The organism is Streptomyces sp. NPDC043738 (assembly GCF_056436545.1).
In genome coordinates this window covers 161,916-187,370 of sequence record NZ_JBWKCJ010000012.1, presented here as the reverse complement: position 1 = coordinate 187,370, position 25,455 = coordinate 161,916, and the positions used below count along the sequence as shown (strand labels likewise).

Genomic DNA, 25,455 nt, shown 5'->3' with positions numbered 1-25,455 from the left:
CGAACGGTTCCTCTTGCACGCCCCCGCGTGTGGGTGCTCGATGTTTCCTACGGTCCCCGGGGGAACCCCGGAGTCAACGGGCTCGGTCCGGTGGTGCGGGCGCAGGAGGTCGCCGGCGGTGTGGTGACCCGGCCGGTCATGTGGCCCGGGCTTGGGCCGAGCGGTGCACCGACGACCGGGAAGGCGCGATCCCGGAGTGCGAATGGGTGGGCCGCCAGTGGCCCCGTGCCTAGGACGAGCGCCGAAGCGGCCCCGTACCGCTCAGGCCTCCCAGTCCTCGTCGTCGCCGCCGCGCATGGTGCGCCATCCTACGAGGTCTTCCCGCGCCCGCCGCGCCAACTGGGCGTACTGCACCGGGCACTCCCACAGCTCGCGGGCCGAGAGCTCGGCGGGCACGGGGGTGTCGGGGTGGTCGTGCGGCGCGTACAGATGGACCACCGCGCGGTAGCGGGAGCGCACGTCGGAATCGGCGGTGGACCAGGGGTGCTGCGGATGCTCGCAGGAGACGTTCAGGTCGATGGTGGCGAGCGCGGCTGCCAACTCGCGCGCGTAGGAGGGCGGCAGACCCTCGTACGTCTGGGCGATGCCCATCCACAGGCACAGGAACAGGCCGATCCGGTCCTCGTCGGGCACCTGCCCGGTGAGCCGGCGGCGGGCGGACCACAGGGCGACCGGGCCGGTGTTGTTCTCCCAGCTACGGCTGATCGCCTCCTGCATGGCGACGAGGTCGAGGCGGCCGTCGTCGCGGACGAACTGCGCGTCCAGGTGGGAGACGTCGATGCCGCCGAAGAGCTCTTGGTGCGCCTGGTGCAGGCGGCTCAGGGCCTCGTCGGCGAGGTCGGCGAGGAAGCCCTCGCAGTCGAACACCGCCGGCTCCTCCTGGTCGAGACCGTAGTCCTCGGCGAATGCGGCCCGTCCGGCCTCGGTCAGCATGCTCACCCCGGCCTCGACCTGGTACTCCGAGTCCAGCTGCGTGGGATGGGCGCCGGCCGGGCAGGTGCAGCAGGCCCGGTCCCACTGCGCGCGGAGCCCGTCCAGGGCCTGTATGTACGACGCGAACAGGGACTTGCTGAAGATGCGTGCGGAGACGTACCAGCAGGTGGCATGCAGGAGGATCGTGTATCCGGTCCGCTCCCGGCGGCCCTCGGGGGTGGCGCCGCGGCCGAGCGCCTCCGTCGCGTCGTCGGCGAGGACGGCGAGGGTCGACTGGGGGTCTGCGTTGGGGTGGTCGCTGACGATCCCGGACAGGTCGGAGATCAGTTCGCGGTGGTCGGCGGGCAGCGTGGGCGTCACTTCAGTCACGTCCGTAACCGACGATCGCGCAGGTCGGACGGTTCCCCCGGCGCACGTGGCCGATGCCGCGGGGCCCGGTCATCGCGGAGACGTCCGGTGTCGTTTGGAACGGCGCTCCGGGGGATGTCGAGGCCTCGCGGCGCCCTTGTAGGGTCGTGGCGGGGCAACGGTGTGACGTGTCCGCACGGGCCCTGAAGCATGGGAGGGGCGCAGATGCTCTTGTCGTTGTTGGTGCTGGTGGTCTTGGGCGTGCTGGCCGCGATCGTGGTCGTCGTCGCCGTGGTGCTGAGCAAGCGCGGCAGCGGCGCGCGGCCGCAGGGCGCTCCCGGCGGGGGGTGGGGTGCGGGTCCGGGTATGCCGCACCAGGCGCCGTATCCGCCCGCCCCGCAGTCCGGGCAGGGGTTCTGGCCGCCGCAGCAGCCGGGCGCGCCGGGGTATCCGCCGGTCGCCCCTGCGGGGCAGCCGCCGCAGAACCCGGGACCGTACGGCGCCCAACCGCCACAACAGCCGCCCCATCAGCCGCCCCATCAGGGTCAGTGACAGCCGAGGAGCGCCGGCGATCGGTCGGGGGCGCAGCCGGCGAGAGGTCTGGGGCTCGGCCGCGTGGCGGCCGGGCGGCTCGGTGGGCGCGAAGGGCGTTTGCGGGGTGACGGCACGGGCTGTCCGGGCTTGACCGTGACGGGCGGCTGTCGGGACGCCGGTGTATGCCGACGGTCGTCGTGGGTGATCCTCGCAGCTGTCGGCGGCTCGTCGAGGTGGTCGTCATGTGGGGCAGGCGCACCGGGCGCGTGTTCCGTTCGGGTCTCGAAGGTCGGAGAAATAGGCTGGCGGTGACTTTCCGTGCCCGTTATGGGAGGAAGGAGCCGCTGTGGGCCTGCTGTGCTGCCCCTGCGCAGGGCCGTCCACCGCGCAGGGCCGGCGGCAGAGCCTCGATCGGCACCTGGTACCGGGCGCCGACGTCGTCGAGCCGAGCCGAGTCACACCGAGTCACACCGAGTCGAGTCGCATCGCTCTGCAGGAGATCTCATGGAGTACTTCTTCGACCTCGGGACCCTCACCCGGCCGGTGTCGACACGTTCGCCGAAAGCGCAGCGCTGGTTCGACCGTGGTCTTGCGTGGAGCTTCGCGTTCAACCACGAGGAGGCGGTCAGCTGCTTTGAGTCGGCGGCGGCTGCGGATCCCGGATGTGCCATGGCGTACTGGGGCATCGCGTACGCCCTGGGGCCCAACTACAACAAGCCCTGGGAGTTCTTCGACGACGCCGATCTGCGGCGCACGGTGGGACGGGCGCACACCGCCGTCGAACGGGCTCGCGCACTGTGCGACGGGGCCACGCCGATCGAGCGCGCGCTCATCGAGGCGCTGCGCGAGCGCTACCCCGCCTCGCGCGCCGCGCAGGACTGTTCCGTCTGGAACGAGCCCTATGCGCAGGCCATGCGCGCCGCATACGAACTCGCACCCGACGATCTGGACGTCGCCACCCTCTACGCGGACGCGTTGATGAACCTCACTCCGTGGCGGCTGTGGGATCTGCGCACGGGCGGGCCCGCCGTCGGCGCGCGCACGCTGGAGGCGAGGGCCGTCCTCGACCGGGCGTTGCTGACCGAGGCCGGCGCCGGTCACCCGGGCGTACTGCACATGTACATCCACCTGATGGAGATGTCGCCGACGCCGGAGAAGGCTCTTGTGGTCGCCGACCGGCTGCGGGGGCTGATCCCGGACGCGGGCCACCTGCACCACATGCCCTCGCACCTCGATGTGCTGTGCGGCGACTACCGAAAGGTCGTGTCGGGCAACAGCGACGCGATCAGGGCTGACGAGAAGTACCTGCGGCACGCCGGCGCGATGAACTTCTACACGCTGTACCGCTCGCACAACTACCACTTCAAGATCTACGGTGCGATGTTCCTGGGCCAGTGTGAAACGGCGCTGGAGACGGCCGCGCAGCTGGAGGCGTCCGTTCCCGAGGAGCTGCTGCGTGTGGAGAGCCCGCCCATGGCCGACTGGCTGGAGGGCTTCTTGGCCATGCGGGTGCATGTGCTGATCCGCTTCGGCCGGTGGAGGGACATCCTCGCGCTGCCGATGCCTTGTGATGCGGAGCTGTACTGCGTCACCACGGCGATGCTGCACTACGCGCGCGCGGTGGCGTTCTCCGCCACGCGGGCGATCGCGAGGGCCGAGGCCGAGCGAGGGCTGTTCCGTCATGCGGCCGAACGGGTTCCCCCGACGCGGATGCTGTTCAACAACACGTGCCGGGACATCCTGGCGATCGCCTCCGCCATGCTCGACGGTGAGCTCGCCTACCGTAGGGGCGAGTACGACGTGGCGTTCGCCTGCCTGGAGCGCTCCGTCGAGCTCGACGACAACCTGCCCTACGACGAACCGTGGGGCTGGATGCAGCCGACCCGCCACGCCTACGGGGCGCTGCTGCTCGAACAGGGCCGGGTCGAAGAGGCCGAGGCTGTCTACCGGGCCGATCTGGGAATCGACGACGCCCTGCCCAGGTCCTCGCAGCATCCGGGGAACGTCTGGGCCCTCCACGGCTTCCACGAGTGCCTCGTGCGGCTCGGCAGGACGGGCGAGGCCCGTATCGTCGCCCGGCAGCTCACCTTGGCCACCGCACTCGCGGACGTCCCCGTCGAGGCGTCGTGTTTCTGCCGCCTGGGTGCCGCGGGCGCGTAGAGCGGCTGCGGCATGCCGGGGACGGTGTGGCGGGCGGTTTGGAGGTCGGATTGGCTGAAAGGACGCTCTGGTCGTGCTGCGGCCGGCTCCTCCATAACTGGGGGCCGCCACCGGCAACGGGCGCGGGCATCGGCCCGGTTCGCACCGCACCAGGGAGCGTGTGCCGTGAAGATCTTCGTCTCCTCTGACATGGAGGGCACCGCGGGCGTGGTGGACTGGTCGCAGTGCCGGCCCTCGGAGCCTGAATACGCCTACTACCGGGGCCTGTTGCAGGAGGAGGTCAATGCCGCCATCGAGGGAGCGCGGGCCGGCGGTGCGACGGAGTTCCTGGTGAACGACGCGCACTCGACGATGGCCAATCTGCGGCCCGATGCCCTCGCGGGCCGCAGCCGCTATCTGTCCGGACGGCATAAGCCGCTGTATATGATGCAGGGCCTGGACGACTCCTTCGATGCGGTCTTCTTCGTCTCCTACCACGGCTCGATGTCGGGCACCCCGGCCGCGCTGTCGCACACCTACAATCCCCGGGCCGTGAGCGAGGTCCGTCTGGGCGGGGTGGTCGCCGGGGAGAGCGGTATCAACGCCCTGGTCGCGCTCGGCTACGGCGTGCCCGTGGTGCTGATCACCGGGGACGACACGACGGCCGCGGAGATCGAGCCCTTTTGTCCCGGGATCCGCAGCGCCGTGGTCAAGTCCTCGGTGTCCCGGTTCGCGGCGGACAGCCTCCATCCCCTCGACGCACGGGAAACGATTCGCAAGGCCGCCTACGAGGCCGTGCGGGCCCTGCCTGAGGCTGCCCCGCCGCGGATCGCGCTCCCGGCCACGCTGACCGTGCGGCTGCGCAACCCGGACCTCGCCGAGATGGCCACCTGGATCACCGGCGTCGAACGTCTGGACGCGGTGACGGTGCGGCTGACCGACGACGACCCGATCCGGCTCTACCGCAGGTTCGTCACCGTCGTGGTCCTCACCCGCGGGATCGCGGAGTGAGCCGGTGCCGGCCGGCCGAGTCGACGGCGGCGGAGTCGTGCGGGCCACCTGTCGCCCGTTGTGGGCGCCGGCAGCGTGGCCGCCTTGCCGGCTGCTCCCGGCTGGGCAGCCTCGCCGCCGAGGCGCCGCTGCAACCGGCATACGGCAGCGGCTGCCCGGCGCTGATCCTCCGGCTCGGCGCAGGGCTCGACACCGTCGTGGCGGTGCGCCTGGACGACGGCCGCAGCACCGGGCTCTACGCCGTCGGCTGGCTTACAGGTCGAGTTCGGCGACGATGGCGGCGTGGTCGGAAGCCTGGTCGCCGGGTCCGGTCACCTCGTCGAACGGGGTGCCGAACTCGAAGATCCCACGTCGCTCCACCTCGACGTCGTCGACCCTGGCGAACAGCTCCGGCGAGAACATCAGGTAGTCGATCTTGTCCTTGTCGGTGCACTTCCCGTGGGTACCGGGCGGGCCCTCGTAACTGTCGTGGGTCATCGCGTCCTTGAGGCTGGTGGCTTCGAGGAACGTGAGCGGGGGGCTGCCCGGGGTGTCGTTAAGGTCGCCGGCGACCACGACACGGGCCGAGCGCTTGAGCGCGGCCCGGTAGAGCTGGGCGACGCGCTCGCCCTGGAGCTTGCGCTTGTCGCCGCCTCCGCCGCCGCGCTTGCTCTTGAAGTGGTTGCCCAGGAGCCAGAGCGGTTCGCCATCGATGTCGATCTCGAATTCCGGGCAGTCCCGGCTAAAGATGTCCCGGGAATCCTTCTTGTCGAAGATGTGCGAGCGTACGGAGGTGATCGGGTGCCGGCTGAACAGCCCCACGTCGATGCCGCGAATGTCGTTTCCGTCGATCAGCATGTTGAACGGATACGGTTCCGCGTCGAGCTGGCCCGCCAGCACCTGCTTGTTGAAGCGGTGCAGGGTGAGCCGGTCCTCGACTTCGACCGTCAGCAGAATGTCGGCGTTCACCTCGGCGATGACCCGGCGGTGTTCTTGACGGCGTCCCAGCTGAGGTCGTCCTTGACCAGTTCGACCCAGCCGACCCAGGCGGAGCGGCCCGTTACCTCGGCCCTGACCTCGATGTTCCTGCCCTCGCCCTTGAGCAGCCGGGCCTGTCCGCGCGGCTCGTTCACCAAAATCGTCTGGGTGGAGATCTCCTGGGAGACATCGACGCTGTGCTTCTTGAGAAGCTCGATGATCTTTTCCTTGTCATTGGCCGTATACGCGTCGTGATCGAGGATTTCGACAAGTTTCCTGAAGTCGCCCAGCACGGCGTCGCGTATGGGGTCGCTCCCCCTATCGAAGACGGCGGGCCTCCGGAAGAGGTTTTCGCAGTTGAAAGTGGCTATGCGGATGCTCATGGCCCCTCCTCACGCACATCCAATTCTCCGGCGGTGTGCCATCGCTGTCGAACGGAGCAGGGCCGGCCCGGGAGCCGGCTGGGGCGGCGGCCGAAAGCGGGCCCCGGCAGGGGTAGTCCGCGGACCGACGGGCGGTGCGGCGCGCTCGGCGGCCTTGAGGACGTCCAGCGGGATGCCGGCCGTTGGGACCGCTCGATCACCCTGTGCGGCGCGGGCCGCATCGGTGTGGCCGGGCGGTGGAGGGAGCGGATCGCCATCCGGAGCTGAAGGTCACTACCAGGACGTCGCGCAGGCCGGGCCGGCGAGGGTCGGCCTGGACCAGCGGGGTGACTTCGTGGCGGAGGTGCTCGTCGTCGACGAGGACCAGGTCCAGTGGGTCCCGCAGTGTCACCTCGGCCCGGCGTTGGTCGTCGTGGTCGTACAGGATCGTCGCCCCGCCGCTGACGTTGTCCCGCCGTACCAGGACCATCATCGCGAATCTGACTCCGTCGCGGTGGCGGCCCTCGGGGGTGGGTGAGACGCTCGCGGTGGTTTCGGCCGTGATGCGGAACTGGTGGACCTCGACGTGCCAGTCGTCGTCGGGAGACAGCCGGCCGAACACTTCGGCTCCCAGCTCCAACAGGCTGTTCATCGTCTGGCTGTACAGGGTCTCGTCGCGGACGGGACCGAAGAAACGGGGGAATCCGCCGTTCAACCAGTTGTGCTGGAGATGCTGATAGTGGGCCTGGGGCGGATTGATATAGAAGGTGCGGCTGGAGGCGCATGCGCGCAGTGTGGAGAATCGGCGGCGGCGGTAGCGGCCGCCGTCGTTCATGAAGTGATCGAGTGGCATGTGGGACCAGCTCTGCTGGAATGCGTCCCAGTCCGAGAGCGAACGGGGATTTGCGGACAACAGCAGTGCCTGAGCCCATTCTCCGGGCAGGATGCAGGCGTTGTCCCGGTCGAGCTTCCGGCCCAGCTCAGCGACGGCGGCGGCGGGTGGCGTGGGGATCGCCGTGCACGGGCTAAACGGATCGCGCCGAATGGCCATGGCGTCACACCTTTGGGTAATTGACGCTCCGTAAGTGCGAGGGATAGAAGTGTAGAAGTTGGCGCGGCGGCATCGGAAGGCGCTCATGCCTGTCCGCTCCCCGGCACCGTACTTTCTGGGGGATGTTCGATATGCCGGACGCCAGGTAGGCCTGTCGTGGCCGCGCGCAGGACGAGGGTCGCAGCGGCGATTGCGCTGGCTTGCGCCAGTGCCGGCTCGGGGATCGCCACCGAGCTCGTGCCCGGTCAACTGCCGAACTGGCTGGTGAAGAACTCCGCGCTCTCGTGGGCCGCCTTCGGCATCACGGCGCTGTTGTGTCTGGGGGTGGCGGCTTGGCAGGCGTGGATCGAGCCGCAGGAGGATCCCGTACCCGATGCCCGGGTGCAGCAACAGCACCGCAGGCTGATGCTCCAGCGCCAGCGGGACTTTTGGATCGACGGGGTCCTGAACCAGTCGCTGGAGGTGGTGACGAGGCTGGAGTTGGGGCTGGAGACCCGGTCGGACGCTGTCGAGCGGCCGTGGAACGTCGTGGTGTACGACGATCCGGGCCGGCCGCGTGCGCTTCCGCCGGGAACTTCGGCCATCGATGTCTTCGACCAGTCCGGAGGCTCCCTGCTGATCCTTGGTATGCCCGGGTCCGGCAAGACGACGTTATTGCTCGAGACAGCCGCGGAGTTGCTCCAGCGGGCGCAGTCCGACGGGGAGCAGCCGATGCCCGTCGTCTTCAACCTCTCCTCGTGGGGGAAGTCCGAAAGTCCGCTCGACCAATGGCTCGAGGACGAGTTGCAGCGCCGGTACACCGTTCCGCGGAAACTGGCCCGGCAGTGGCTGCACGACGAGATGATCCTGCCCCTTCTTGACGGTCTCGACGAGGTCAGGGTCGACCGCCGCGACGGCTGCGTCAGGGCGATCAACGAATTCCTCGGCGCGAACGGCCCGCTGCAGATCGTCGTCTGCTCGCGGGTCGCGGACTACGAGGCCATCGGCTCGCTGCTCCGCTTGAACAGGGCGGTGTTGATCCGGGACCTGACGCAAGGTCAGGTGCTCGCCCACCTCGCCGGCGCCGGAGCCCAGCTCGCGGGGCTGCACACGGCCATCGCGCATGACGACCAGTTGCTGTCGCTGCTTGCCTCTCCGCTGCTGCTGAATGTGGCCTCCCTGGTCTATCGGGGGCTGTCCGCAGAGGAACTGCAGGCCGAAGGCCGGGTCGCGGACCGGCGTTCACATCTGATCGACAGCTATATCCAGCACACGCTGCGCCGCAGGCCGACCCGCCGGGCCTACGGTGACGAACGCGTCGTGCGCTGGCTCGGTGAACTCGCGCACCAGATGAGCCAGGACGACCAGACGGTGTTCCACGTGGAGTGGATGCAGCCCGGGTGGTTGTCGAGCCCGCTGCTGAGGATCATCACGGCGTGCTTCTCCCCTCTTCTCCTGGGGGTGGCGATGGCTCTGGCGACCGGGTACGCGATCGACCACGCCAACACCCTCGGTGCCAGGCTCTTCGGCCTGGGCAACGACGTCTATGTGGCGGGCATGTCGACGGGCTGGCTCACGGGTGCCGCTATCGGGGCGCTGGTCTGCGTCTTCGCTTTCGACAGCGCGATCCGTCCAGCCGAGATCATCTCTTGGTCGTTGCACTCCCTGCGGCAGAACGCCGGCCGGCAACTGCGCTCGGCCTTGCCCTGGGGCGTTGCGCTCTCGGCCACCGTCGGGACCATCATGCACGTGTGGGGCCCGACCACCACCGTGGTCTTCGCGGCCTTCTTCATGCTCTTGCCGATCACCTTCTACGTGGTGGTCGGCGGGGTGTCGCCGCAGCTTCGAGAGGCCCGCATCAGTCCGAACGAGGGGATGCGCCGCTCTTTGGTGAACGCCGTCGCCGTCGGTCTGCCGGGAGGCACGGCCATCGGCATCCTGGCAGGAGTGGCGTTCGGGGCACGGATGACGTTGCTGTTCGGCTTGATCGACGGGCTGACGTGCGGCACTTCCGTGTTCGTTCTGACGGCGTTGCACACCGGAGGACGCGCCTGGCTGCACCACTACACCCTGCGGGTGATGCTGGCGCTGCAGGGCCGCATCCCGCTGAGGTGGGTGCGGTTCCTGCAGGACGCCAGCGACCGTATCCTGCTGCGCCGGGTCGGCGGCGGCTACATGTTCGTTCACGGCCTGTTCCTCGACCACTTCGCGGCCCTGCATGCCCGTGCCGTGAACGGTTCGGCACCTGCCGGGCCGTCGGCCCGGTAGGTGCGTCCTGCCGTGGCAAGGCTGTCGTCGTTGCACTGCCCGGTGACCGTCGCAGCCGGTGCGTTGCCTCGTCGGCAGGACGGTGCTAGGTCCCGGATTCCGCGAGGAAGGCCTCGGTGACGGCGCAGTGCACGGCGGTGCCGACGGCGAGCGCGTCCTCCTCGTACACCACGTGGTTGGAGTGGTTGTCGGGCGCCGCCCCCGGCGTGCGGTCCGCGGGGCACGCGCCGAAGTAGGCCATCGTGCCGGGGACGCGTTGCAGGACGTAGGAGAAGTCCTCGCCTCCCATGGTCGGCTGCGGCAGTTCCCGCACATTCTTGGGGCCGAGCGCCTTGTGCGGCGCGGCGGCGTGCCCGGCGCGCCCGCGCACCGTGATGCGCAGGGTGTCGGCGGCCGCGAACTGCGGTCCCGGCCGCAGGTGCACCGTGCCGGCCTCGTGGCGGGTGGCGATGTGCAGGGCGAAGGCGCCGTCCACCGGCGGGCCGTCGGCAGGGGCGAGGAGGCCCTCGTCGATCATCCGCTCGGCACCGCCGCCGAACTCCTCCCCCGGCTGGAACATGAACACCCCCCGGCCCGCCAGAGCGTTCCGGCGGGCGGTGAGCAGCCGGGCCGCCCGCGATGAGCATGGCCGTGTGCGTGTCATGACCGCAGGCATGCATGACGCCGGTCACCTGTGAGGCGAACGCCAGGCCGGTGTCCTCCTGCTGCGGCAGTGCGTCCATGTCCGGCCCCGCCAGGGCGCCGGTCATCGCCGCGCCATCCGCCGGGGGTGGTTCGGCGCGCCGGTCACCTGCTCACGCACCGTGGACCGGCTGGTTCAACGTGGTCCGTTTGGACAGCAGTTGGCCGTGCGTCTAAGGTTTTGGCCATGCGGTCAAAAAATGATCCTGACGGCCAGTTCGACGGTGGGAAGGTCGAGCCGGAGTCGCGGGAGACGGAGCGGTCGTTCATCGAGAGGGCGCGCCGTGCCCAGATCATCGATGCCGCCGTCGAGACCATCGCGGCACGGGGGTTCGCGAAGGCTTCGCTGGCGCAGATCGCCGAACGGGCGGGCATCAGCAAGGGGGTGATCTCGTATCACTTCGCGGGCAAGGACGAGCTGATCGAGCGGGTCGTCGAGCAGATCTACGAGGGGATCGGCGCCTTCGTCGGTGCCCGGCTGGACGAGCGGGTCGGGGCGGGTGCGTGGCTGCGCATCTATGTCGAGTCGGTCGCCGAGTACATGCTGGGCCACCAGGCCCAGCTCACCGCGCTCGGTGAGATCTTCCATCACTTCCGTAACTCTGACGGAGCGCCGCGCTATGGCATCGCGTCGAGCGAGCCGATCTACGTCGCGTTGGAGAAGGTCTTCGTGGAGGGCCAACGAAGCGGTGAGTTCCGTGCGTTCGACGTTCGTGTCATGGCCGTCAGTCTCCAGGCCGGGATCGACCACATGTTCGCGTACTGGAGCGCCCATCCCGAGTGCGATCTGACCGCCTATGCCGGCGAACTCGCCGACACCTTCGAGCACGCCACGCGGGCGGACGGCCGTGGTTCCACGCCACCGCAGGGAAGGGACGCACTCGACTGCGCTGATGCGCAGTAGATCGCTGCGAATCGGAGTGAATCACAGCGAATCGCGGTGAATCACGGTGAATCGCTGTGAATGGCGGTGAATGGCTGTGAATCGCGGTGCAGACACGCTCAACTGATCTTGCTTCAGCTGAATTCGGTTTGGTTCAGCTGGGCTGCACACAACGGGGAGAGACTTCTTTATGACCGGCGATCCTAAATACGCGGCCTTGAAGGCCGGGACCGAGCCGACGTTTGCGAGGCCGGCGCGCCCGCGGCTGCTCTACATCGACAATCTGCGGATCACGCTGACGGCGCTCGTGGTGCTGCACCACACCGCCGTCACCTACGGCAACATCCCCGCCTGGTATTACACCGAGCCCGCCAAGGACGGTTCCGGGCTGCTCCTGGACGTCTTCGTCATGTTCAACCAGGCGTTCTTCATGGGCTTCTTCTTCATGATCGCCGGGTATTTCACCCCGGCCTCCTACGACCGCAAGGGCGCGCGTCCGTTCTTCCGGGACCGGCTCAAGCGGCTCGGCATTCCACTGCTCCTCTTCCTGTTGCTGCTCCGTCCGCTGACGGGCTTTGGCGGGTACGCCGATATGCGGGACGAGTTCGCCGCGCGTGGTGAGTCCCTCCCCTACTGGGTGTATTACGTGCTGAGTTGGGATGCGGGGCCGCTGTGGTTCGTCGAGGTGCTGCTCGTGTTCGCGGTGCTCTACGCGCTGGTCCGCCGCGGTGGCGCGCGCCGGGCGCTCGGCGCCGCCGGGGAGGCCCGGCGCGCGACCGTACAGGAGCCGCGGCCCTTGCGGCCGACGGCCGTCGTCGGATTCACCGTTGCGCTGGCCGTTGCCACGTATCTGTGGCGGATCCTCGTGCCGAGCGACACCTACGTGCCGTTCCTCGGCCTGCCCACCCCCAACTTCATGCCGCAGTACGCGAGTTTCTTCGTCCTGGGTGTGCTTGCCCACCGTCGGGGCTGGGCGCAGAGCCTGCCGCGCGTCGTGGGCTGGGTGGGTTTCGCCGTGGCCACGGTTGCGACGCTGGCGTACCTTCCCTTCGTCGTCACGGTGGACACCGCAACGCTCGTGGGGCACGGCAGCTGGCAGTCGCTGGTCACGGCCGCGTGGGAGTCGACGTTCGCCGTGGGTATGGTCCTCGGGCTGACGGTGGCCTTCCGTGAGCGCCTCAACCGGCAGGGGGCCCTCGCCGCGTTCCTGTCCCGTCATGCCTTCGCCGTCTATCTCATCCATGCGCCGGTGCTCGTCGGGCTCGGCTTCGCCTTCCGCCTGGTGCACGCTCCTGCGGCGGTCAAGTTCGCGCTCGTCGGCGCCCTTGCCCTGCCGTTGTGCTGGGCCGTGGCCTATGTGGTGCGTCGCCTGCCCCGCGCTGATCGCGTGCTGTGAGGGCCGCCCGCGGCGTGGCAGGCGGCCGTCGGCGCCGGGCCGAGCCCCAGTCCCGGGGCGAGCCCCAGTCCTGGGGCGGGCTGGGGCGGGCTGGGGCGGCCGGGATCGGTGCCCGGCCGCCCCGGCGGCTCCGGCGGCTCCGTCCGGCGGCGGTCCGGCGGCGGTCCGGCGCGTAACCAGGCTCCCGATAGGGCCGCTGGCGCGCCCGGGCCCGATGGGGCCGATGGCGAACCAGGGCTCCCGGTAGGGGCGTTGGCGCGCCCGGGCCGCTGATGGGGGCGTCGATGGGGCGCCGCTACGGTGGCGGGTCATGACCCCACACAGCTATTGGACCTCGCCGCCCGACCGCATGGTGCGTGGCTCCATGGGCCACTGCAACATCACCGTCCTGCCGCCGCCGTTCGACGTCGACGCCCGGGCGCTGCCCGCCAACGACCCGGCCCGCGCCGCGCAGTTCGCCGCATCGCTGGGAACCGTCGAAGAGGTCCTGGAAGACCTCGGGGCCCGGTCCGTCCTCGAAGTGCCCTACCCCCACACCCGCCTCGACCTGGACGTCGTCCAGGCCGCCGTATGGGGTCAGGTGCGGGGATTTTGCGATCCGGCGCTGGCCGACAACGGGGGCGACACCCCGCTGCTGTACGAGACCCGGGCGCTGCGGGAGCGGTTCCCCGACGCCCGTATCGTCGGCCGCGTCCACTTCGACGCCGGCGCCGACCACACCGAGGACATCGTGTGGCTGCCGGACGGTGCCATGTTCCACGCCTCGGGCTGGCCCGGCGACGAACCGTTCGAGGTGGACGGCGACCCCGATGCCGTGATCGCCGCCCTGGGCCTGACCGGCGAGGTGCTCAGGGACGCCGGGTTCGACCTGGAGGAGGACGAGCCCCATGAGGCCCAGTGGTCGGCGCTGGCCGCCCTCGCCCTGGGCGAGGCCGATCCCTGGGGCCGGCCCGACCTGCAGACCTCCGCGTTCGGTGTCCGCCACACCTCCTCCGCCGTCCGGGCGATGGAAGACCTGTACTTCACCTGAACAACTCGCCGCATCGGGGCCCGGTTGATGCACGTGGTGATGCATCCGGTGATCATGCGGTGATGCATGCAGGCGGTGATGCAGGCGGGTTCGGGGACGGGTCATGCCGTGTGCCGGTGGGGCGTGAGGTCCCGCCGGGTGGCTGCTCCTTGACCGGCCTGTCCTGCCGCCCTATGGGTAGGTGAACACCTGGAGCACCACGATGCCCACGACGACGAACACGGTCGGCACGGCGATGGCCACCGAGCCGAGCGCGACGCCGGTTCGCGCGCGGCCGCGGGCAGCGGCGATCTGGCCTCGCATGTCGCGCAGTGCGCCGAGGCCGGAGACCACCGCGCACATCCCCACGGGCACGGTCAGGTAGACGGGAAAGAACCTGATCCAGTTCGGGACGGCGGACGGCAGCCACGGGCAGCCGAGCATGGCCGTCGCGGCGATGGCCAGGAGGAGCGAACAGGTGCCGTCGCGCCCGGCCGAGGCCGGCGCCTCGCGCTCCCGTTCCCCGTGCTGCTGCGTCATGCGGATCATCGTGCGCCGAAGGCCGCACGGTGCGCCTGAGTACCGCTACTCAGGTCGGGGTCGGTGAGGCGTGCGGGTGTTTGGGCTGCTCGGAGCGCAGGGCCAGTCGGATCAGCTCCGCGTGGGTGCGGGCACCGGATTTCGCGCGGATGCGGCGCAGGTAGCCGTCGACGGTGTGTACGGAGATGCCGATGCGGCGGGCGGTCGCGGCGTAGGTGCGGCCGTCGGCGATGTGCTGGAGGACTTGCCGTTCGCGGTGTGACAGCGCCGGGTGCGAGGGGGCCGTCGTGGTGAGGGGGGTGGGGGGTGTGCGGTGCATGGCTGTTGTCTTCTTTCTCGCCAAAGGGGCTGGTGTCCGCGCTCGTATGCGGGTCGCGGGTGCCTGGCCGTCGGCGCTTTCTGCCGGTGGTGCGTGGGGGTGGGGTGGGGGTGGGGTGGGTTCTGCCGGTGGTGCGTGGGGGTGGGGTGGGGGTGGGGTGGGTTCTGCCGGTGGCGGGGTGGGTGGCCCTGCGGGCCGAGGTGAGCCGGTCCCGCAGGGCGCGCAGGGTGGTGTGCTGGGTGGGTCGGGTGGTTGGGGTGTGGGTCAGTTCTTGTGCTGCTTGGCGCGGCGGTTGCGGTGTGCCCGCCAGGCCAGCAGGCCGGCGGTGGCCACCGCGCCCATGCCCACCGGCGTCGTGAGGAACTGGCGTGCGCGGTCGAGGGAGAACCACGAGGCGGGCTCCCGCATCCAGCCCTGGCCGTCCGGGCCGTCGTGGCCGTTCCTTCCGGTCGGGTCGCCGCCGTGGGACGCGTCGCCGGAGCCCCGCCCGGACCCTTCAAAAGAGCCTTCGAAGGAGCCGCCGGAGGCGCCGTCCTCGCCCCGCGAGCCGGCTTCGCCCGCGGCTTCGCCGCCGCCGCTGCCGGACCGGCCCCCGCCACCGCCGCCATCACCATCACCGTCGCCGTCACCGTCGCGGTCGCGGTCGCGGTCGCGGTGGGGTCGATCGCCGTCGGGGGTGCGGTTGCCGGCTTTGCCGCCGTCCTCTCCGCCGTCCCGGCCTCCTGCGCCGGAGGAGCTGGCGTCGTCCGACGAACCGCCGTCGCCCGTCGAGCCGCCGGGGCGGCCCGAATCGCCGCCGGCGCTGCCGCCGCCCCCGGTGGGGCCGCCGCCCCTGTCGTCGTCCGACCCGCCGCCGTGCCCGCCGCCGTGCTCGTCGCCGTGCTCGTCGTCCTTGTCCGGCGGAGACGGGGGCGCAGTGGGCGGTATGCGGAGGGCTCCGCCGGGCGGGATCTTGACGGGCCCGGTCGGCGGGTCCTGATCGCCGATGAACCCTCCGGGCGGGATCTTGACGGTCCCCACCAGCGGGCGCTGCGGCGGCGGCTCGACCGTCGTGTCAGGTCCGACCGGCTTGCCCGGGCCGCCGGGCCCCGGGCCGGGCATCGGCTGGAGCTCAGGGGCGCCTCCCGCCCGGGAGACGGCGGCCTGTGCCGTAGTGGCCGGAGTCTGTGCCGACGCCGCGGAGGCTGCCAGGGGCGACAGGGCGGTGGCTCCGGCCAGTGCGGCGATGATGTGGGCTCGATAGCGACGCATCGTGGTCTCTCCTTCATCGGGGGCCTGGTGCCCCGCTCGTATGCAGGAGTCGCGACCGCCACGGACGCCAACAGGTTTTCTCCGGCTTTTCGACGAGTCGTGCATCGCCTCGTCGCCGGGCCCGTGGCGCGTCGCCCCTTCAGCCCTGCCGAAGCCCCTGCCGGAGCCCTGCCGGAGCCGTGTCGTAGCCCTGCCGGAGGCGGCCACCGGCGTCGCGGCACCTCCCACGGAGGCTTTCCGGAGAGCTTGCGGAGAGTGTTCCGTGGGAGGTGCTGCGACACCGGTGTCGGGGCGGTGGGTGCGGTCTCAGTGCGATGCGTCGGCCGTGACGCGCATGCCCACGCGGACCTCGCGGCCCTCGTCGTTGTCGTGGACCTCGGTCCACTGCGCCAGGAACTCGACGATCCCGGTGCCGCGGCCGTGCTCGTCGGGGGCCAGGTCTGCGTGCCCGTTGGTGTGCTGGACCACGGCGCCCGAGTCGGTCAGGGTGATCAGCAGCTCGCCGGCGTCCAGGGCGAGGAGCAGGGTCATCAGGGCGTGACCGTGCTGGACGGCGTTGGAGGCCAGCTCGTCGACGATCAGGGCGGCGGAGTCACGCTCGTCCTCGCCGACGCCCCAGCTGCTGAGGAGATCTTCCGCGAAGTGGCGGGAGGCGGGTACCGAGGCCTCCTGCGAGGGCAGGGTCAGTACGGCCTGGTGGCCGTCGTGCGGGGCGTGAGCTGCCGTGTGCGAGGTGTTGCGCTTTTCGTCCAGGTGGTCGGAGAGAAGCATGGCCGCGATCTTTCAAGAAAGGGGTTCGACCGGCTGGGAAGTCCCGTTCCGGTGTCCTACACCTGTGAGATCCGCGGCCCTGAGGAGGGCCAACACCTTTCCGCGGCGCATTCCAAGATTTTTCCGCGCGGTCCGGACAGCAGCGTGGGCGTGCGGGGGGGGCGGCAGGTGGCCGGGAAGCGCGCGGTGGCCGGGCGGTGCTGTGACACGTGGAGCCGGGGTGGCCATCCTGCTCGACGGCAGCGCCTCCGGCTCCGCTTCGTGTTCGTGCGCCCGCTGCGCGGCGGCGCCCGTCGCGGTGGATCTTGCCGGTCTGGCCCTCGAGGTCGAAGCGGACCTCGTACTTTCGATTGCACAGGGAGCGTCGTGGCACTTTCGGCGAGAATCATCCGCCGCATCGAACGGGATTTCCCCCAGGATGAGGGGGCGACCGTTGCGCAGCTGCTCGAGGAAGTCGTCCAGTCTGTCGGGTACGGCAGTCCCATAGTCGAGGAGAGGGTCGCCGCGGCCGTTGTTCTGTACAGCCGTGGTGATGCCGATCGATTCGCAGAAGCCGTGGACTCTGCGCAACAAGACTGGCGGGATCTTCTGGTCGACGTCGAATTGGCCGATGGGGACTGGGCGCAGCGCATTGACGACGCGTTCGGAGCCGTTGAAGGTCCCTCGCCGGGGGCGGCGCACGTGTGACAGCGGGGGCGAACCGCTCGGGTGGCCGCCCTGCGTCGCGTACGGCTGCAGCCGTGCCGTGCCTGCGGCTTGTCGCGGGCGGGCGCGTCCTGCCGTCGCGTCAAACGGCGGCGGGGTTCTTGGCGAAGGCGGCCATGTTGTGCGGGCAGCGCGTGCGTGCGCTGAAGTGGGGGGCGAACGGCGGCTCGTCTTGCGGATGGGTGTCATGCCGGCAGCTGTCCTGATGCCGGTGGAAGAGGTCGGTCGCCGACGTCAGTGCGTCGCGGCCCCCAGCGCGGTGTGGGCCTGTGCCCAGGACGGTTGCCACCACGTGGTCACCGGCTCCCACACCCGCACGCCGCGGGGCAGCCCGAGGGCGTCGGCGGCGATCGTGCGGCCGCGGTGGGAGGGGTCGGCGGCCACGGTGACGAAGTCGACGATCCGGGGTCGCGTGCCGCCGGCGGGGTCGACCGTGCGCACCGCGGCGTGGGCGGTGGCGCCCGCGGCGAGGCGGTAGGGGGCGCTTGGGGTGGGCGGTACCGGCTGCGCCGCGCCGTCGAGGTCCCCGAAGGTGACCGTCGGGATCCGGTCGACGACGCAGGCACGGGCCGTCTTGTTGGTGACCTTGATGTGCAGCACCTCGGGGCGCTGGGTCCCGGTCGCGGACACGCTCACCGCGGACTCCTTGCAGGTCGGTGTCGGCGCCACGGTCGCGGTGGCCGCGGTGGCCGCATCGGCTGTGGGAGCGAGGGTGGCCAGAGCGGCGGCAGCGACGGCGGCGGGGGCCGTGAGAAGCGAACGAGCGCGCATGGCGGATTCCTCTGTTCTGGGCTTGGTGGGTCATCAGCGATGACCGGCGAGGGCGCCAACTGGTTGCACGGCGGCGCCCGTTGGGCGGCAGGCCCTCAGGGGGTCGCGCCGGGCGGACGCCCCTAGACGTCGACGGTCAAACGGCCGGTCCGCAGTCCGTCGGTGATCTGCGTGGTGGTCTGGGCTAGGGGCTGGGCGCTGGAATCGACCACATGGCTCTCGAGCGCTCCGAGATCCTCGAATGCTCCGTACAGGCCGGTGATCGGTTCGATGTCCTTGAGGTGTCGGCCTTCGCGGTGGGTGGCTCGTGCGAGCGTCGCCTCCAGGCTGGGGCGCAGGACGATGTAGGAGAGGTTCAGGCCGCGGCGCCGGCATGCGGTGCAAAAGGGTGGGAGCATCCACGGTCCCAGGACGCCGTCGAGGAGGGTGTCGTAGCCGTCCGCGTAGGCGCAGGCCGCGTCGATCATCACGTTCTGGACGATCTCGTTCTGGCGGGCGGGGCGGGGCTTCGGGGGGTGATTGGGCGTCAGGTGCCTGCAGACGTGCGCCCGCTGCGGGATCGGGGTGCTTTGCGTCGTATCTGCGGTTTGGCACCCTATGGTGATCGTTGCTGCCGGGTGCTGGTGCACGGGAGGGAGGTCAGGCCGTGGCGTTCGCGGAGCCGGCTGGTGGTGGCCGGTCCGCCTCCCCTGCGCGGCCGGGCGGGGGATCCGGCGGGCGGTCTCTGGTTCCGCTGCTGGCGGTGTGTGCCGGGTACTTCATGGTGATCCTGGACGTGACGGTCATCAACGTGGCGGTGCCGGTCATCGGGCGGGAGATGTCGGTCTCGGTCACCGGCATCCAGTGGATCACCGACGGCTACACCCTGGTCTTCGCCGGGTTCTTGCTGATGGGCGGCGCGTTGGGCGACCGGTGGGGCAACCGCCGGGTCTTCTGCGCCGGGGTGGCGGTGTTCACCCTGTCCTCCGCCGCGTGTGCGGTGGCCTCGAGCGGGCTGTTGCTGATCGCCGCTCGTGGGGTGGAGGGGCTGGGCGCGGCGTTGATCGTGCCCGGTTCGCTGGCGTTGCTGCAGCAGGCGTATCCGGCTGGGGCGGCTCGTTCGCGGGCTTTCGGGCTGTGGGGGGCGATGGCCGGCATCGCGGCTTCGGCCGGGCCGTTGCTGGGCGGGCTGCTGGTCTCCACCGTGGGTTGGCGGTGGGTGTTCCTGATCAATCTGCCGATCGGCATCGTCTGCCTGGTGCTGACGCTGCGGCAGGTGGCGCCCTCGGCCCGGCTGGTGTCGCGGGCCGTGGACTGGCCGGCGCAGTGCGCGGTCGTGGCGGCGGTGGCGTTGCTGACGGCGGCTCTGAACGAGGCGGGGCGGCGTGGTTGGTCCGATCCGGCGGTCCTGGCCGGGCTGGGTCTGTCGGTGCTGGCCGCCGCGGGGTTCGTGGTGCGCGAGCACCTGGCCCGCTCCCCCGTCGTCGCACCGGGCCTGCTGCGTTCGCGTGCCCTGGGCGGCGGCGCGGTCGTCGGTCTGCTGTTCAATTTCGGTTTCTACGGCATGGTGTTCACCGCCAGCCTGTACTTCCAGCATCAGCGTGGCTTCAGCGCGCTGGGTACCGGGGTGGCGTTGTTCCCCGCGGTGGCGATGACGATGTTCGCCTCCGTGCTGTCGGGACGGCTGGCCCGCCGTACCGGGGATCGGCCTTTGGTGGTCGCCGGCATGCTGCTGGCGGCGTGCGGGCTGGCCGGCTGGGCCGCGGCCGGCCACGATCCGGCCTACCCGCTGCTGATCGCGCCGATGATGGCGGCGGGGTTCGGTACCTCCTTCGCGCTTACCGGCTCCACCTCCACGGTGATGGGTGCCGCGTCAGCTGCGTATTCGGGGACCGCTTCGGCCCTGTTCAACACCGCCCGGCAGGTCGGCAGTTCCACCGGGGTGGCCCTTGGCGGCACCCTGCTGGCCACCGCCGCCGACTACGGGCAGGGCCTGCGCGTCAGTATGGCCATCGGCGCGTTCGCCTACCTGACGGCCGCGGGTCTGGCATGGCGGTGCGTGCCGCAAAGGTCGCAGAAGCAGGATCCGGGCGCACAGGGAGCAGCCGGGGCGGGGTGAGCGGCCGAGGCGGGGTGAGCGGCCGAGGCGGGGTGAGCGGCCGGTGCGGGGTGGGCGGCCGGGGCGGGGTGGGCGGCCGGGGCGGGGTGGGCGGCCGGGCAGGGTGGGCGGCCGGGCAGGGTGGGCGGCCGGGCAGGGTGGGCGGCCGGGCAGGGTGGGCGGCCGGGCACGAAAAGGTGGGGCTTGAGTCTCCTGCGGGGGGAGAGTGGAAGGTGGGGGCATGGACAGCGGCACCCTTTACTCGATCGGTGAACTGGCCCGGCGCACCGGGCTGACGGTCAAGACGATCCGGTTCTACTCCGACCGCGGCATCGTGCCGCCGGCCGAGCGCACCCCTGCCGGGTACCGCCGCTACGGCGCCGATGCCGTCGCGCGGCTGGCTCTGGTGCGCACGCTGCGCGAGCTGGGGGTGGGCCTCGAGGCGATCCGGCGTGTGACCGATCGCGAGCGCACGCTCGGCGACGTCGCCGCGGAGCATGCCGCTGCCCTGGACGTGCAGATCAGCGTGCTGCGTCTGCGGCGAGCGGTGCTGGTCGCCGCGGCCGGGCGCGAGCGGAGTGTTGAGGAGATGGAACGTATGCATCGGCTGGCCGCCTTGTCCGACGTCGAGCGGCGCCGCTTGGTCGAGGACTTCCTCGGCGCCGTCTTCGAAGGCGCCCACGGCGACTTCGCTCTTGCCGCCCTGCGGCGTTCGATGACCCCCGAGCTTCCCCACCGCCCCACAGAAGAGCAGGTCGCGGCGTGGGTGGAGCTGGCGGAGCTGTCCTTGGACGAGGACTTTCGCGCCGCCGTGCGCGGCTTGGTCCGCGACCAAGCGGCCGATCGGGCCGACGGCGCCGCGCCGCCGCGCCCGGACGTCGTGGCCGTTGCCCGCGAACTTGCGGGGCCGGCCATGGCCTTGGGCATCGGCCCCGACTCGCCGCAGGCCGGCCCCGTTGTCGCCGGGCTCACCGCAAGGTGTGCGCCGGCCGTTGGCCGCCGTGACGACGCCCGGCTACGGGGCCGGCTGCTGCGCCGGCTCCAGGCCGCGCACGATCCGCGCCGGGACCGGTACGTCACCCTGCTCGCCGTGATCAACGGCTGGCCGGCCCCGGAGCCCCTGGCACCGGTGATCGACTGGTCCGTTCAGGCCCTGAGGGCACACAGCGGCTCGATGACGCGGTAGCCGAAGACGTCGTCGCGGTAGCCGAACAGGCGAGAGGGCTGGTCGCCTCCGTCTGTCCGGCTCGCCGAGAGCCCTTGGCCTGCTGCAGCGTTCTGGCTCTTCGGCACGGCCGTCCGGGCAAAGACCCGCGCGCCTTGCCCGGCCCGGGGGTTCAGGTGTGGGTGGGGAGCAGGCCGGGGGCGGGGTCGGGGGTTTGGGCCCGGTCGTCGAGCCAGCGGCGCAGGGCGGTGCGGTCCACCTTGCCGTTGGTGTTCAGCGGCATGGTCTCGATGGTGTGGACGGACGCGGGCAGCATGTAGGGCGGCAGGCTGCCGGTGGCTGCCTCGGTCACGGCGGCCGGGTCGGCCGCACCGGACAGCACGGCGGTGATGGTCGTCGCATCGGGCCACATCAGGCACACCGCCTCCAGTGCTCCGGCCCGGCGCAGCACCGCCTCGATCTCGCCCAGTTCGATCCGGTAGCCGTCGATCTTGACCTGGTGGTCGTTGCGGCCGATGCAGACCAGCTGGCCGTGGTGGGTGCGCACCAGGTCGCCCGTGCGGTAGTACCTGTGGCCGTCGCGTTCGAAGAAGCGCTCGGCGTTGAGTCGGGGTGCCTGCCAGTAGCCGGGGGTGGTCTGGGGGCCGGCCACGCACAGTTCGCCGGTGGCGCCGTCGGCGACCGGGGTCAGGTCCTGGTCCACGATCAGTGTGTGCAGGCCGGGGTAGGGCTGGCCGATGGGGACGTTGTCGTGCACGCACTGCGCGGGGCTGGTGCGCGCGTCCCAGCGGTAGGCCGTGCAGGCGATGGTCAGTTCGGTCGGGCCGTAGAGGTTCTCCACGATCGATGCGGGCGCGGCGGCCTGCCAGGCTTCGGCGGTCGCCTGGGGCAGCGCCTCTCCGCAGAACAGGCTCCAGCGCAACGTGGGCATCGATCCGGGTGTGAGCACGCCCTGTCTGCGCAGTGCCGCGGCCACCGAGGGCACCGAGAACCAGACGGTGATCTGGTGGCGTTCGAGGTAGGCGAAGGGCCGGGGCAGCTCCTGGGGGTCCATGACGCAGACCCGCGCCCCGTTCTCCCAGGCCATGAACAGGTCGAAGACCGACAGGTCGAAGGTCTGCTCGCCGATCTGCGTCAGCCGGTCCCGGCAGGTGATGCGGTAGCGGTCCTGGTTGGTCGTCAGGAAGGAGCGGATGTTGGCGTGGGTGATGGGCACCGCCTTGGGCTGACCGGTACTGCCCGAGGTGAACAGCACATACGCCGCCTCGTCGGGGCCGGGCTCGGGCAGTTGCTCCAGCGCGGTGGCGGCTGCGAGGTCGGCGGCGTGCAGGACCGGCCCGTCGCCGAGGTCCCCAAGGCCGGTGGGCGGACTGTCGGGCAGCAGCACGGCCGGACGGTGCGGCAGGCCGTCGAGCAGCTGGGGCAGTTGTGGCAGCGACGCCGCGTCGACGATCAGCGCGTCGAGGGCGGATTGTTCGAGCATGGTGCGGGTGCGCCGCAGCGGGAGGTGGCGGCTGAAGGGGACGAAGGCCGCTCCGGCGAACAGCGCGGCGGCCACCCCCAGGTACGCGGCCGGGCTGCGTGCGGCCAGGACACCGACGCGGCCAGGCCGGGGGCCGGCTGCCTCGACGATCGCGGCCGCCCACCGACGGGCGGTGTCGGCGACCTCGTGGTAGCTGTACTCGCGCCGGCCCAGGGTCAGCGCGATGTGGTCGGGCAGGCGCTCGGCGTGGTGCAGCAGTCCGCTGCCCAGGCGTCGGTTCGGCGCTGTGACCATCTCAAATCCGTGGACGTGCGACAGCCCGCCCGCGCCGGGGGCCGGCGGCGGTCGGCGGACGGGAGACGGCGGGGCCGGCCAAGGCCGGCGGGGGCGGCCAAGGCATCACGGTGCGGGGGCGGGGTGTGGGGGTCATGTCTCCACCCTGACCAGTGCGGGCCTTCGGCGCCTGTCGGCGACCACGCTCAGCCCACGGCGGGAGTGCGGGAAGGTGTGGGGTGTGCGGCCGGTTCGCCCGGGGCCGAATCACCGGAGGCCGGTTCGCCGGAGGCTGTTCGTCGGAGGCCGGTTCGCCGGATTGTCTGTGGCTCACTCGATCAGCTGCACTCGGGGCGAAGGTCCCCACGGGGACGTGCATGGTGATTTCATGAACACTACTCAGACGAATCGCCCGAAGAAGGCCGTTTCGCGAATATTCGCGGCCGGTGCCGCCCTGGGTCTCGCTCTTGCCGCCACGGCGGCCACCGCCACCTCCGCCGCGGCCGTGACGCCCGCCCCCCACGGCGCCGCCGCCTCCAAGTCGAGCCCGGCCGGCGACCACGACAACGGCTGGGGCAACACCTGGGGCTACGGCGGCGGCCACCACGGCGGCGGTCACGGCGGCAATGACGGCGGCGACGACTGCAGCGGTCTGATCGTCGTGCTCTGCCTGTGACGACAGTCCGCACGGCTCGGGAGCCCCCGGGCCTGGCGGACGACGCACGACGGCAGGAACGACGACGGCAGGAACGACGGACGGCGAGCGACGGCCGGCGCACGGCGGGCGGGGTGGCGGGCGAGCGGGGATCACGCGCAATGTGCCGTGATCCGGCAGGCCCCGCGGTGACTCCCCGCTCGCGTCCTTCCTCTCGCCTCGCTGCCGGACCGCGTATGTGAAGGTGGGCGGGGAACCTGGGTGGTGGCCCCCTGTGGGGTGCGTGGGTGGTGGCCCCCTGTGTGGGGTGCGTGGGTGGGGCCTCATAGCCTGTTGGTCGCACTCGAAGCGGTGCCGGGCACTGCGAGCGGTGCCCGGCCGGCCGCGTATCACAGGGGGATCTGCATGTCCGCGTACTCACCGCCGCCCCAAGGCCCCGCGCCCCAGGGCCCCGCGCCCCAGGGCCCCGCACCCCAAGGCTCGATGCCCCACGGCTCGGCGCCCTACGGTCAGCCCGGCCCCGTGCCCTACGGTCCGCCGGCCGGCTACGGCCCTGCGGTCCCCGGGGCGGCTGCCGGTGAGCCACTCCCCCACGGCCGGCCCCCGGCGTACGGCCAGCCCCCGGTACAGCAGCCGGGCGTGCCGATGTTCACCCCCACCGGGCCCGAGCGGCGTCCGTGGCTGCGGCCGCTGATCGCGGTGGGTGTCCTGGTCGGTGTGGGGGCCGGTTTTTGGGGGCTGAGCGCCCTGACCGATGACGGCAAGCCCCCGGTGAAGGCCGCCCGCGACGCGCGGGTCGGGGACTGTTTGGAAAACCGTGGTACGCACGGCGATCCGGTGCTTTTCACCATTGCCTGCAGCGACGCCAAGGCCGACTACAAGATCGTGATCGATGCGACGCTTCAGGGCACGTGTCCGCGGGAGTTGGACAAGTACACCGAGCGCGGCGGCCGTCAGGGGCGGACCACCCTGTGCCTGCAGCCGGTGCGGCACTGACCCGGGCCCAGGCACAGACACAGGGCCGGACACGGGTGCAGGTCCAGGCGTGGGTGCAGGTGCGGACACGGGTGCAGGTCCAGGCGTGGGTGCAGGTGCGGACACGGGCCTGGCCGGGCCTGGTCGGGTCGGGCCCGGTCTGGTCGGGCCTGGTCGGCTCTGGTCTGGTCGGGTCCGGCCCGGTGGTCGCCGTGTGAGGCGTCAGGTGGTGATGCCCGCCAGGTGGTGCCAGTGGGGCTGGGTGGATTCGGCCAGGAGTTCGGGGTTGTTGCCGACGGCGACGGGGTGGCCGACCAGGTTCAGCAGTTCGAGGTCGGAGGTGTGGTCGCCGTAGGCGTAGCAGTCGGCGGGCGGCCAGTCGTGCGTGGTGAGCAGGGTGCGTGCGTGCTCGGCCTTGGCGGGTCCGATCATGGTGGTGAGTACTTCGCCGGTGTAGCGGCCGTCTTCGACTTCCAGGTCGGTGCACAGGATGCGGTCGGCGCCGACGTGGTCGGCGATGGGGTCGAGGCAGGCGGTGAAGGACCCGGAGACCAGGACGGCGGCCAGGCCGTTTGAGCGGTGGGTGTGCAGGGCGTGCAGGACGTCGGTGTGGAAGAGGCCGCCGCGTTCGATGTGGCGGTCGAACCAGGCGCGTCCGATGGCGGCCACCGTTTCCTTCTCGTAGCCGGCGAAGCGCTGGTAGAAGAGGCGGTTGCCCTGCAGGCGGGGAAGTCCCGGGCGCAGCAGGTCTCGGGCTTTTTGGCGCAGGCGCTGTTGTTCTTCGGTGCTGTGGCCGACCGCTGCGAGGAAGAAGTCGTAGAAGTCGAACATGGTCTTGATGGTGGTGAGGGTCTCGTCGACGTCGAAGAAGGCGGCGGCGGGCGCGGGCGGGCGGGGGGCGGGGGTCATGGGGTCTCCT

At 71.0% G+C, this 25,455-nt stretch carries 25 protein-coding genes and 1 pseudogene; 13 read left to right on the top strand and 13 right to left on the bottom strand.

From position 1 onward, the window contains the following. Positions 1 to 261: 261 nt before the first annotated feature. Positions 262 to 1,302 carry a hypothetical protein gene (locus AC0680_RS18380; RefSeq protein ID WP_478629684.1) on the bottom strand — a complete coding sequence of 347 codons (1,041 nt, stop codon included), beginning with the start codon at positions 1,300 to 1,302 and terminating at the stop codon, positions 262 to 264. 204 nt (positions 1,303 to 1,506) lie between these two features. Here AC0680_RS18380 and AC0680_RS18375 point away from each other — a divergent pair, with 204 nt between their 5' ends. The 3 genes from AC0680_RS18375 (at position 1,507) to AC0680_RS18365 (ending at position 4,965) form a co-directional block, all read left to right on the top strand. Then, positions 1,507 to 1,833 carry a hypothetical protein gene (locus AC0680_RS18375; protein ID WP_478629681.1) on the top strand — a complete coding sequence of 109 codons (327 nt, stop codon included), beginning with the start codon at positions 1,507 to 1,509 and terminating at the stop codon, positions 1,831 to 1,833. 486 nt (positions 1,834 to 2,319) lie between these two features. Next, positions 2,320 to 3,975 carry a hypothetical protein gene (locus tag AC0680_RS18370; protein WP_478629679.1) on the top strand — a complete coding sequence of 552 codons (1,656 nt, stop codon included), beginning with the start codon at positions 2,320 to 2,322 and terminating at the stop codon, positions 3,973 to 3,975. Between the two features lie 165 nt (positions 3,976 to 4,140). Continuing rightward, a complete protein-coding gene (locus AC0680_RS18365; protein WP_478629677.1) occupies positions 4,141 to 4,965 on the top strand; it encodes a M55 family metallopeptidase in 825 nt (274 codons plus the stop codon). Positions 4,966 to 5,217: 252 nt separating this feature from the next. Here the strand turns inward: AC0680_RS18365 and AC0680_RS18360 are convergent, their stop codons facing one another. From AC0680_RS18360 to AC0680_RS18350, 3 genes are all read right to left on the bottom strand, one after another. Further along, on the bottom strand, positions 5,218 to 5,913 hold the full coding sequence (locus tag AC0680_RS18360) for an endonuclease/exonuclease/phosphatase family protein (RefSeq protein WP_478629675.1): 696 nt from the start codon (positions 5,911 to 5,913) through the stop codon (positions 5,218 to 5,220). Further along, positions 5,910 to 6,305 carry a hypothetical protein gene (locus AC0680_RS18355; protein WP_478629672.1) on the bottom strand — a complete coding sequence of 132 codons (396 nt, stop codon included), beginning with the start codon at positions 6,303 to 6,305 and terminating at the stop codon, positions 5,910 to 5,912. Before AC0680_RS18355 ends, AC0680_RS18360 begins: the two co-directional genes overlap by 4 nt. Before the next feature lie 196 nt (positions 6,306 to 6,501). Continuing rightward, on the bottom strand, positions 6,502 to 7,335 hold the full coding sequence (locus tag AC0680_RS18350) for a 2OG-Fe dioxygenase family protein (RefSeq protein ID WP_478629670.1): 834 nt from the start codon (positions 7,333 to 7,335) through the stop codon (positions 6,502 to 6,504). A 156-nt stretch (positions 7,336 to 7,491) separates the two neighbouring features. Here AC0680_RS18350 and AC0680_RS18345 point away from each other — a divergent pair, with 156 nt between their 5' ends. After that, positions 7,492 to 9,582, top strand: a complete 2,091-nt coding sequence (locus AC0680_RS18345; protein WP_478629669.1) for an NACHT domain-containing protein — start codon at positions 7,492 to 7,494, stop codon at positions 9,580 to 9,582. Positions 9,583 to 9,667: 85 nt separating this feature from the next. Here the strand turns inward: AC0680_RS18345 and AC0680_RS18340 are convergent. Then, positions 9,668 to 10,304, bottom strand: a pseudogene (locus AC0680_RS18340) (M20 metallopeptidase family protein). A gap of 146 nt (positions 10,305 to 10,450) precedes the next feature. Between AC0680_RS18340 and AC0680_RS18335 the strand changes: the two are divergent. From AC0680_RS18335 to AC0680_RS18325, 3 genes are all read left to right on the top strand, one after another. Beyond that, positions 10,451 to 11,167: a TetR/AcrR family transcriptional regulator gene (locus AC0680_RS18335; protein WP_478629666.1), complete on the top strand. Its 717-nt coding sequence runs from the start codon at positions 10,451 to 10,453 to the stop codon at positions 11,165 to 11,167. Between the two features lie 169 nt (positions 11,168 to 11,336). Then, entirely contained in the window at positions 11,337 to 12,542 is a 1,206-nt protein-coding gene (locus tag AC0680_RS18330; RefSeq protein WP_478629663.1) for an acyltransferase family protein, read from the top strand. 310 nt (positions 12,543 to 12,852) lie between these two features. Continuing rightward, positions 12,853 to 13,572 carry a DUF6333 family protein gene (locus AC0680_RS18325; protein WP_478629662.1) on the top strand — a complete coding sequence of 240 codons (720 nt, stop codon included), beginning with the start codon at positions 12,853 to 12,855 and terminating at the stop codon, positions 13,570 to 13,572. A 171-nt stretch (positions 13,573 to 13,743) separates the two neighbouring features. On the opposite strand, the gene AC0680_RS18320 is transcribed toward AC0680_RS18325, so the two are convergent. The 4 genes from AC0680_RS18320 to AC0680_RS18305 all read right to left on the bottom strand — a co-directional run bounded on the left by AC0680_RS18320 (position 13,744) and on the right by AC0680_RS18305 (position 16,432). After that, positions 13,744 to 14,091 (bottom strand): hypothetical protein, encoded by a 348-nt coding sequence (locus AC0680_RS18320; protein ID WP_478629659.1) that lies wholly within the window; start codon positions 14,089 to 14,091, stop codon positions 13,744 to 13,746. A gap of 49 nt (positions 14,092 to 14,140) precedes the next feature. Further along, positions 14,141 to 14,410, bottom strand: coding sequence for a response regulator transcription factor (locus AC0680_RS18315; protein ID WP_478629656.1), 270 nt, complete (start codon positions 14,408 to 14,410; stop codon positions 14,141 to 14,143). A 264-nt stretch (positions 14,411 to 14,674) separates the two neighbouring features. Then, positions 14,675 to 15,661, bottom strand: coding sequence for a hypothetical protein (locus AC0680_RS18310; RefSeq protein WP_478629653.1), 987 nt, complete (start codon positions 15,659 to 15,661; stop codon positions 14,675 to 14,677). Between the two features lie 306 nt (positions 15,662 to 15,967). Then, complete coding sequence (locus tag AC0680_RS18305) at positions 15,968 to 16,432, bottom strand: ATP-binding protein (protein WP_478629651.1); 465 nt, start codon at positions 16,430 to 16,432, stop codon at positions 15,968 to 15,970. 366 nt (positions 16,433 to 16,798) lie between these two features. On the opposite strand from AC0680_RS18305, the gene AC0680_RS18300 reads away from it, so the two are divergent. After that, positions 16,799 to 17,119, top strand: coding sequence for a hypothetical protein (locus AC0680_RS18300; protein ID WP_478629648.1), 321 nt, complete (start codon positions 16,799 to 16,801; stop codon positions 17,117 to 17,119). 252 nt (positions 17,120 to 17,371) lie between these two features. Here AC0680_RS18300 and AC0680_RS18295 read toward each other — a convergent pair whose 3' ends face one another. Together AC0680_RS18295 and AC0680_RS18290 are read right to left on the bottom strand one after the other, a co-directional pair. After that, on the bottom strand, positions 17,372 to 17,908 hold the full coding sequence (locus AC0680_RS18295) for a DUF4232 domain-containing protein (RefSeq protein WP_478629645.1): 537 nt from the start codon (positions 17,906 to 17,908) through the stop codon (positions 17,372 to 17,374). A 122-nt stretch (positions 17,909 to 18,030) separates the two neighbouring features. Then, positions 18,031 to 18,378, bottom strand: coding sequence for a hypothetical protein (locus AC0680_RS18290; RefSeq protein ID WP_478629643.1), 348 nt, complete (start codon positions 18,376 to 18,378; stop codon positions 18,031 to 18,033). Between the two features lie 176 nt (positions 18,379 to 18,554). On the opposite strand from AC0680_RS18290, the gene AC0680_RS18285 reads away from it, so the two are divergent. Further along, the gene (locus AC0680_RS18285; protein WP_478629641.1) at positions 18,555 to 20,006 is read left to right on the top strand and encodes an MFS transporter; all 1,452 of its coding nucleotides are present in this window, start codon (positions 18,555 to 18,557) and stop codon (positions 20,004 to 20,006) included. Positions 20,007 to 20,226: 220 nt separating this feature from the next. Beyond that, entirely contained in the window at positions 20,227 to 21,171 is a 945-nt protein-coding gene (locus AC0680_RS18280; RefSeq protein WP_478629638.1) for a MerR family transcriptional regulator, read from the top strand. A 151-nt stretch (positions 21,172 to 21,322) separates the two neighbouring features. Here the strand turns inward: AC0680_RS18280 and AC0680_RS18275 are convergent, their stop codons facing one another. Then, positions 21,323 to 22,927: an amino acid adenylation domain-containing protein gene (locus AC0680_RS18275; RefSeq protein WP_478629635.1), complete on the bottom strand. Its 1,605-nt coding sequence runs from the start codon at positions 22,925 to 22,927 to the stop codon at positions 21,323 to 21,325. A 367-nt stretch (positions 22,928 to 23,294) separates the two neighbouring features. Between AC0680_RS18275 and AC0680_RS18270 the strand changes: the two genes are divergently transcribed. The 3 genes from AC0680_RS18270 (at position 23,295) to AC0680_RS18260 (ending at position 24,754) form a co-directional block, all read left to right on the top strand. Continuing rightward, a complete protein-coding gene (locus AC0680_RS18270; protein WP_478629633.1) occupies positions 23,295 to 23,582 on the top strand; it encodes a hypothetical protein in 288 nt (95 codons plus the stop codon). Positions 23,583 to 24,206: 624 nt separating this feature from the next. Further along, entirely contained in the window at positions 24,207 to 24,557 is a 351-nt protein-coding gene (locus tag AC0680_RS18265) for an LppU/SCO3897 family protein (RefSeq protein WP_478629746.1), read from the top strand. Then, positions 24,533 to 24,754, top strand: a complete 222-nt coding sequence (locus tag AC0680_RS18260; protein ID WP_478629632.1) for a hypothetical protein — start codon at positions 24,533 to 24,535, stop codon at positions 24,752 to 24,754. Before AC0680_RS18265 ends, AC0680_RS18260 begins: the two co-directional genes overlap by 25 nt. A 4-nt stretch (positions 24,755 to 24,758) precedes the next feature. Here AC0680_RS18260 and AC0680_RS18255 read toward each other — a convergent pair whose 3' ends face one another. Further along, positions 24,759 to 25,445, bottom strand: coding sequence for an HAD family hydrolase (locus tag AC0680_RS18255; RefSeq protein WP_478629631.1), 687 nt, complete (start codon positions 25,443 to 25,445; stop codon positions 24,759 to 24,761). Positions 25,446 to 25,455 lie beyond the last annotated feature (10 nt).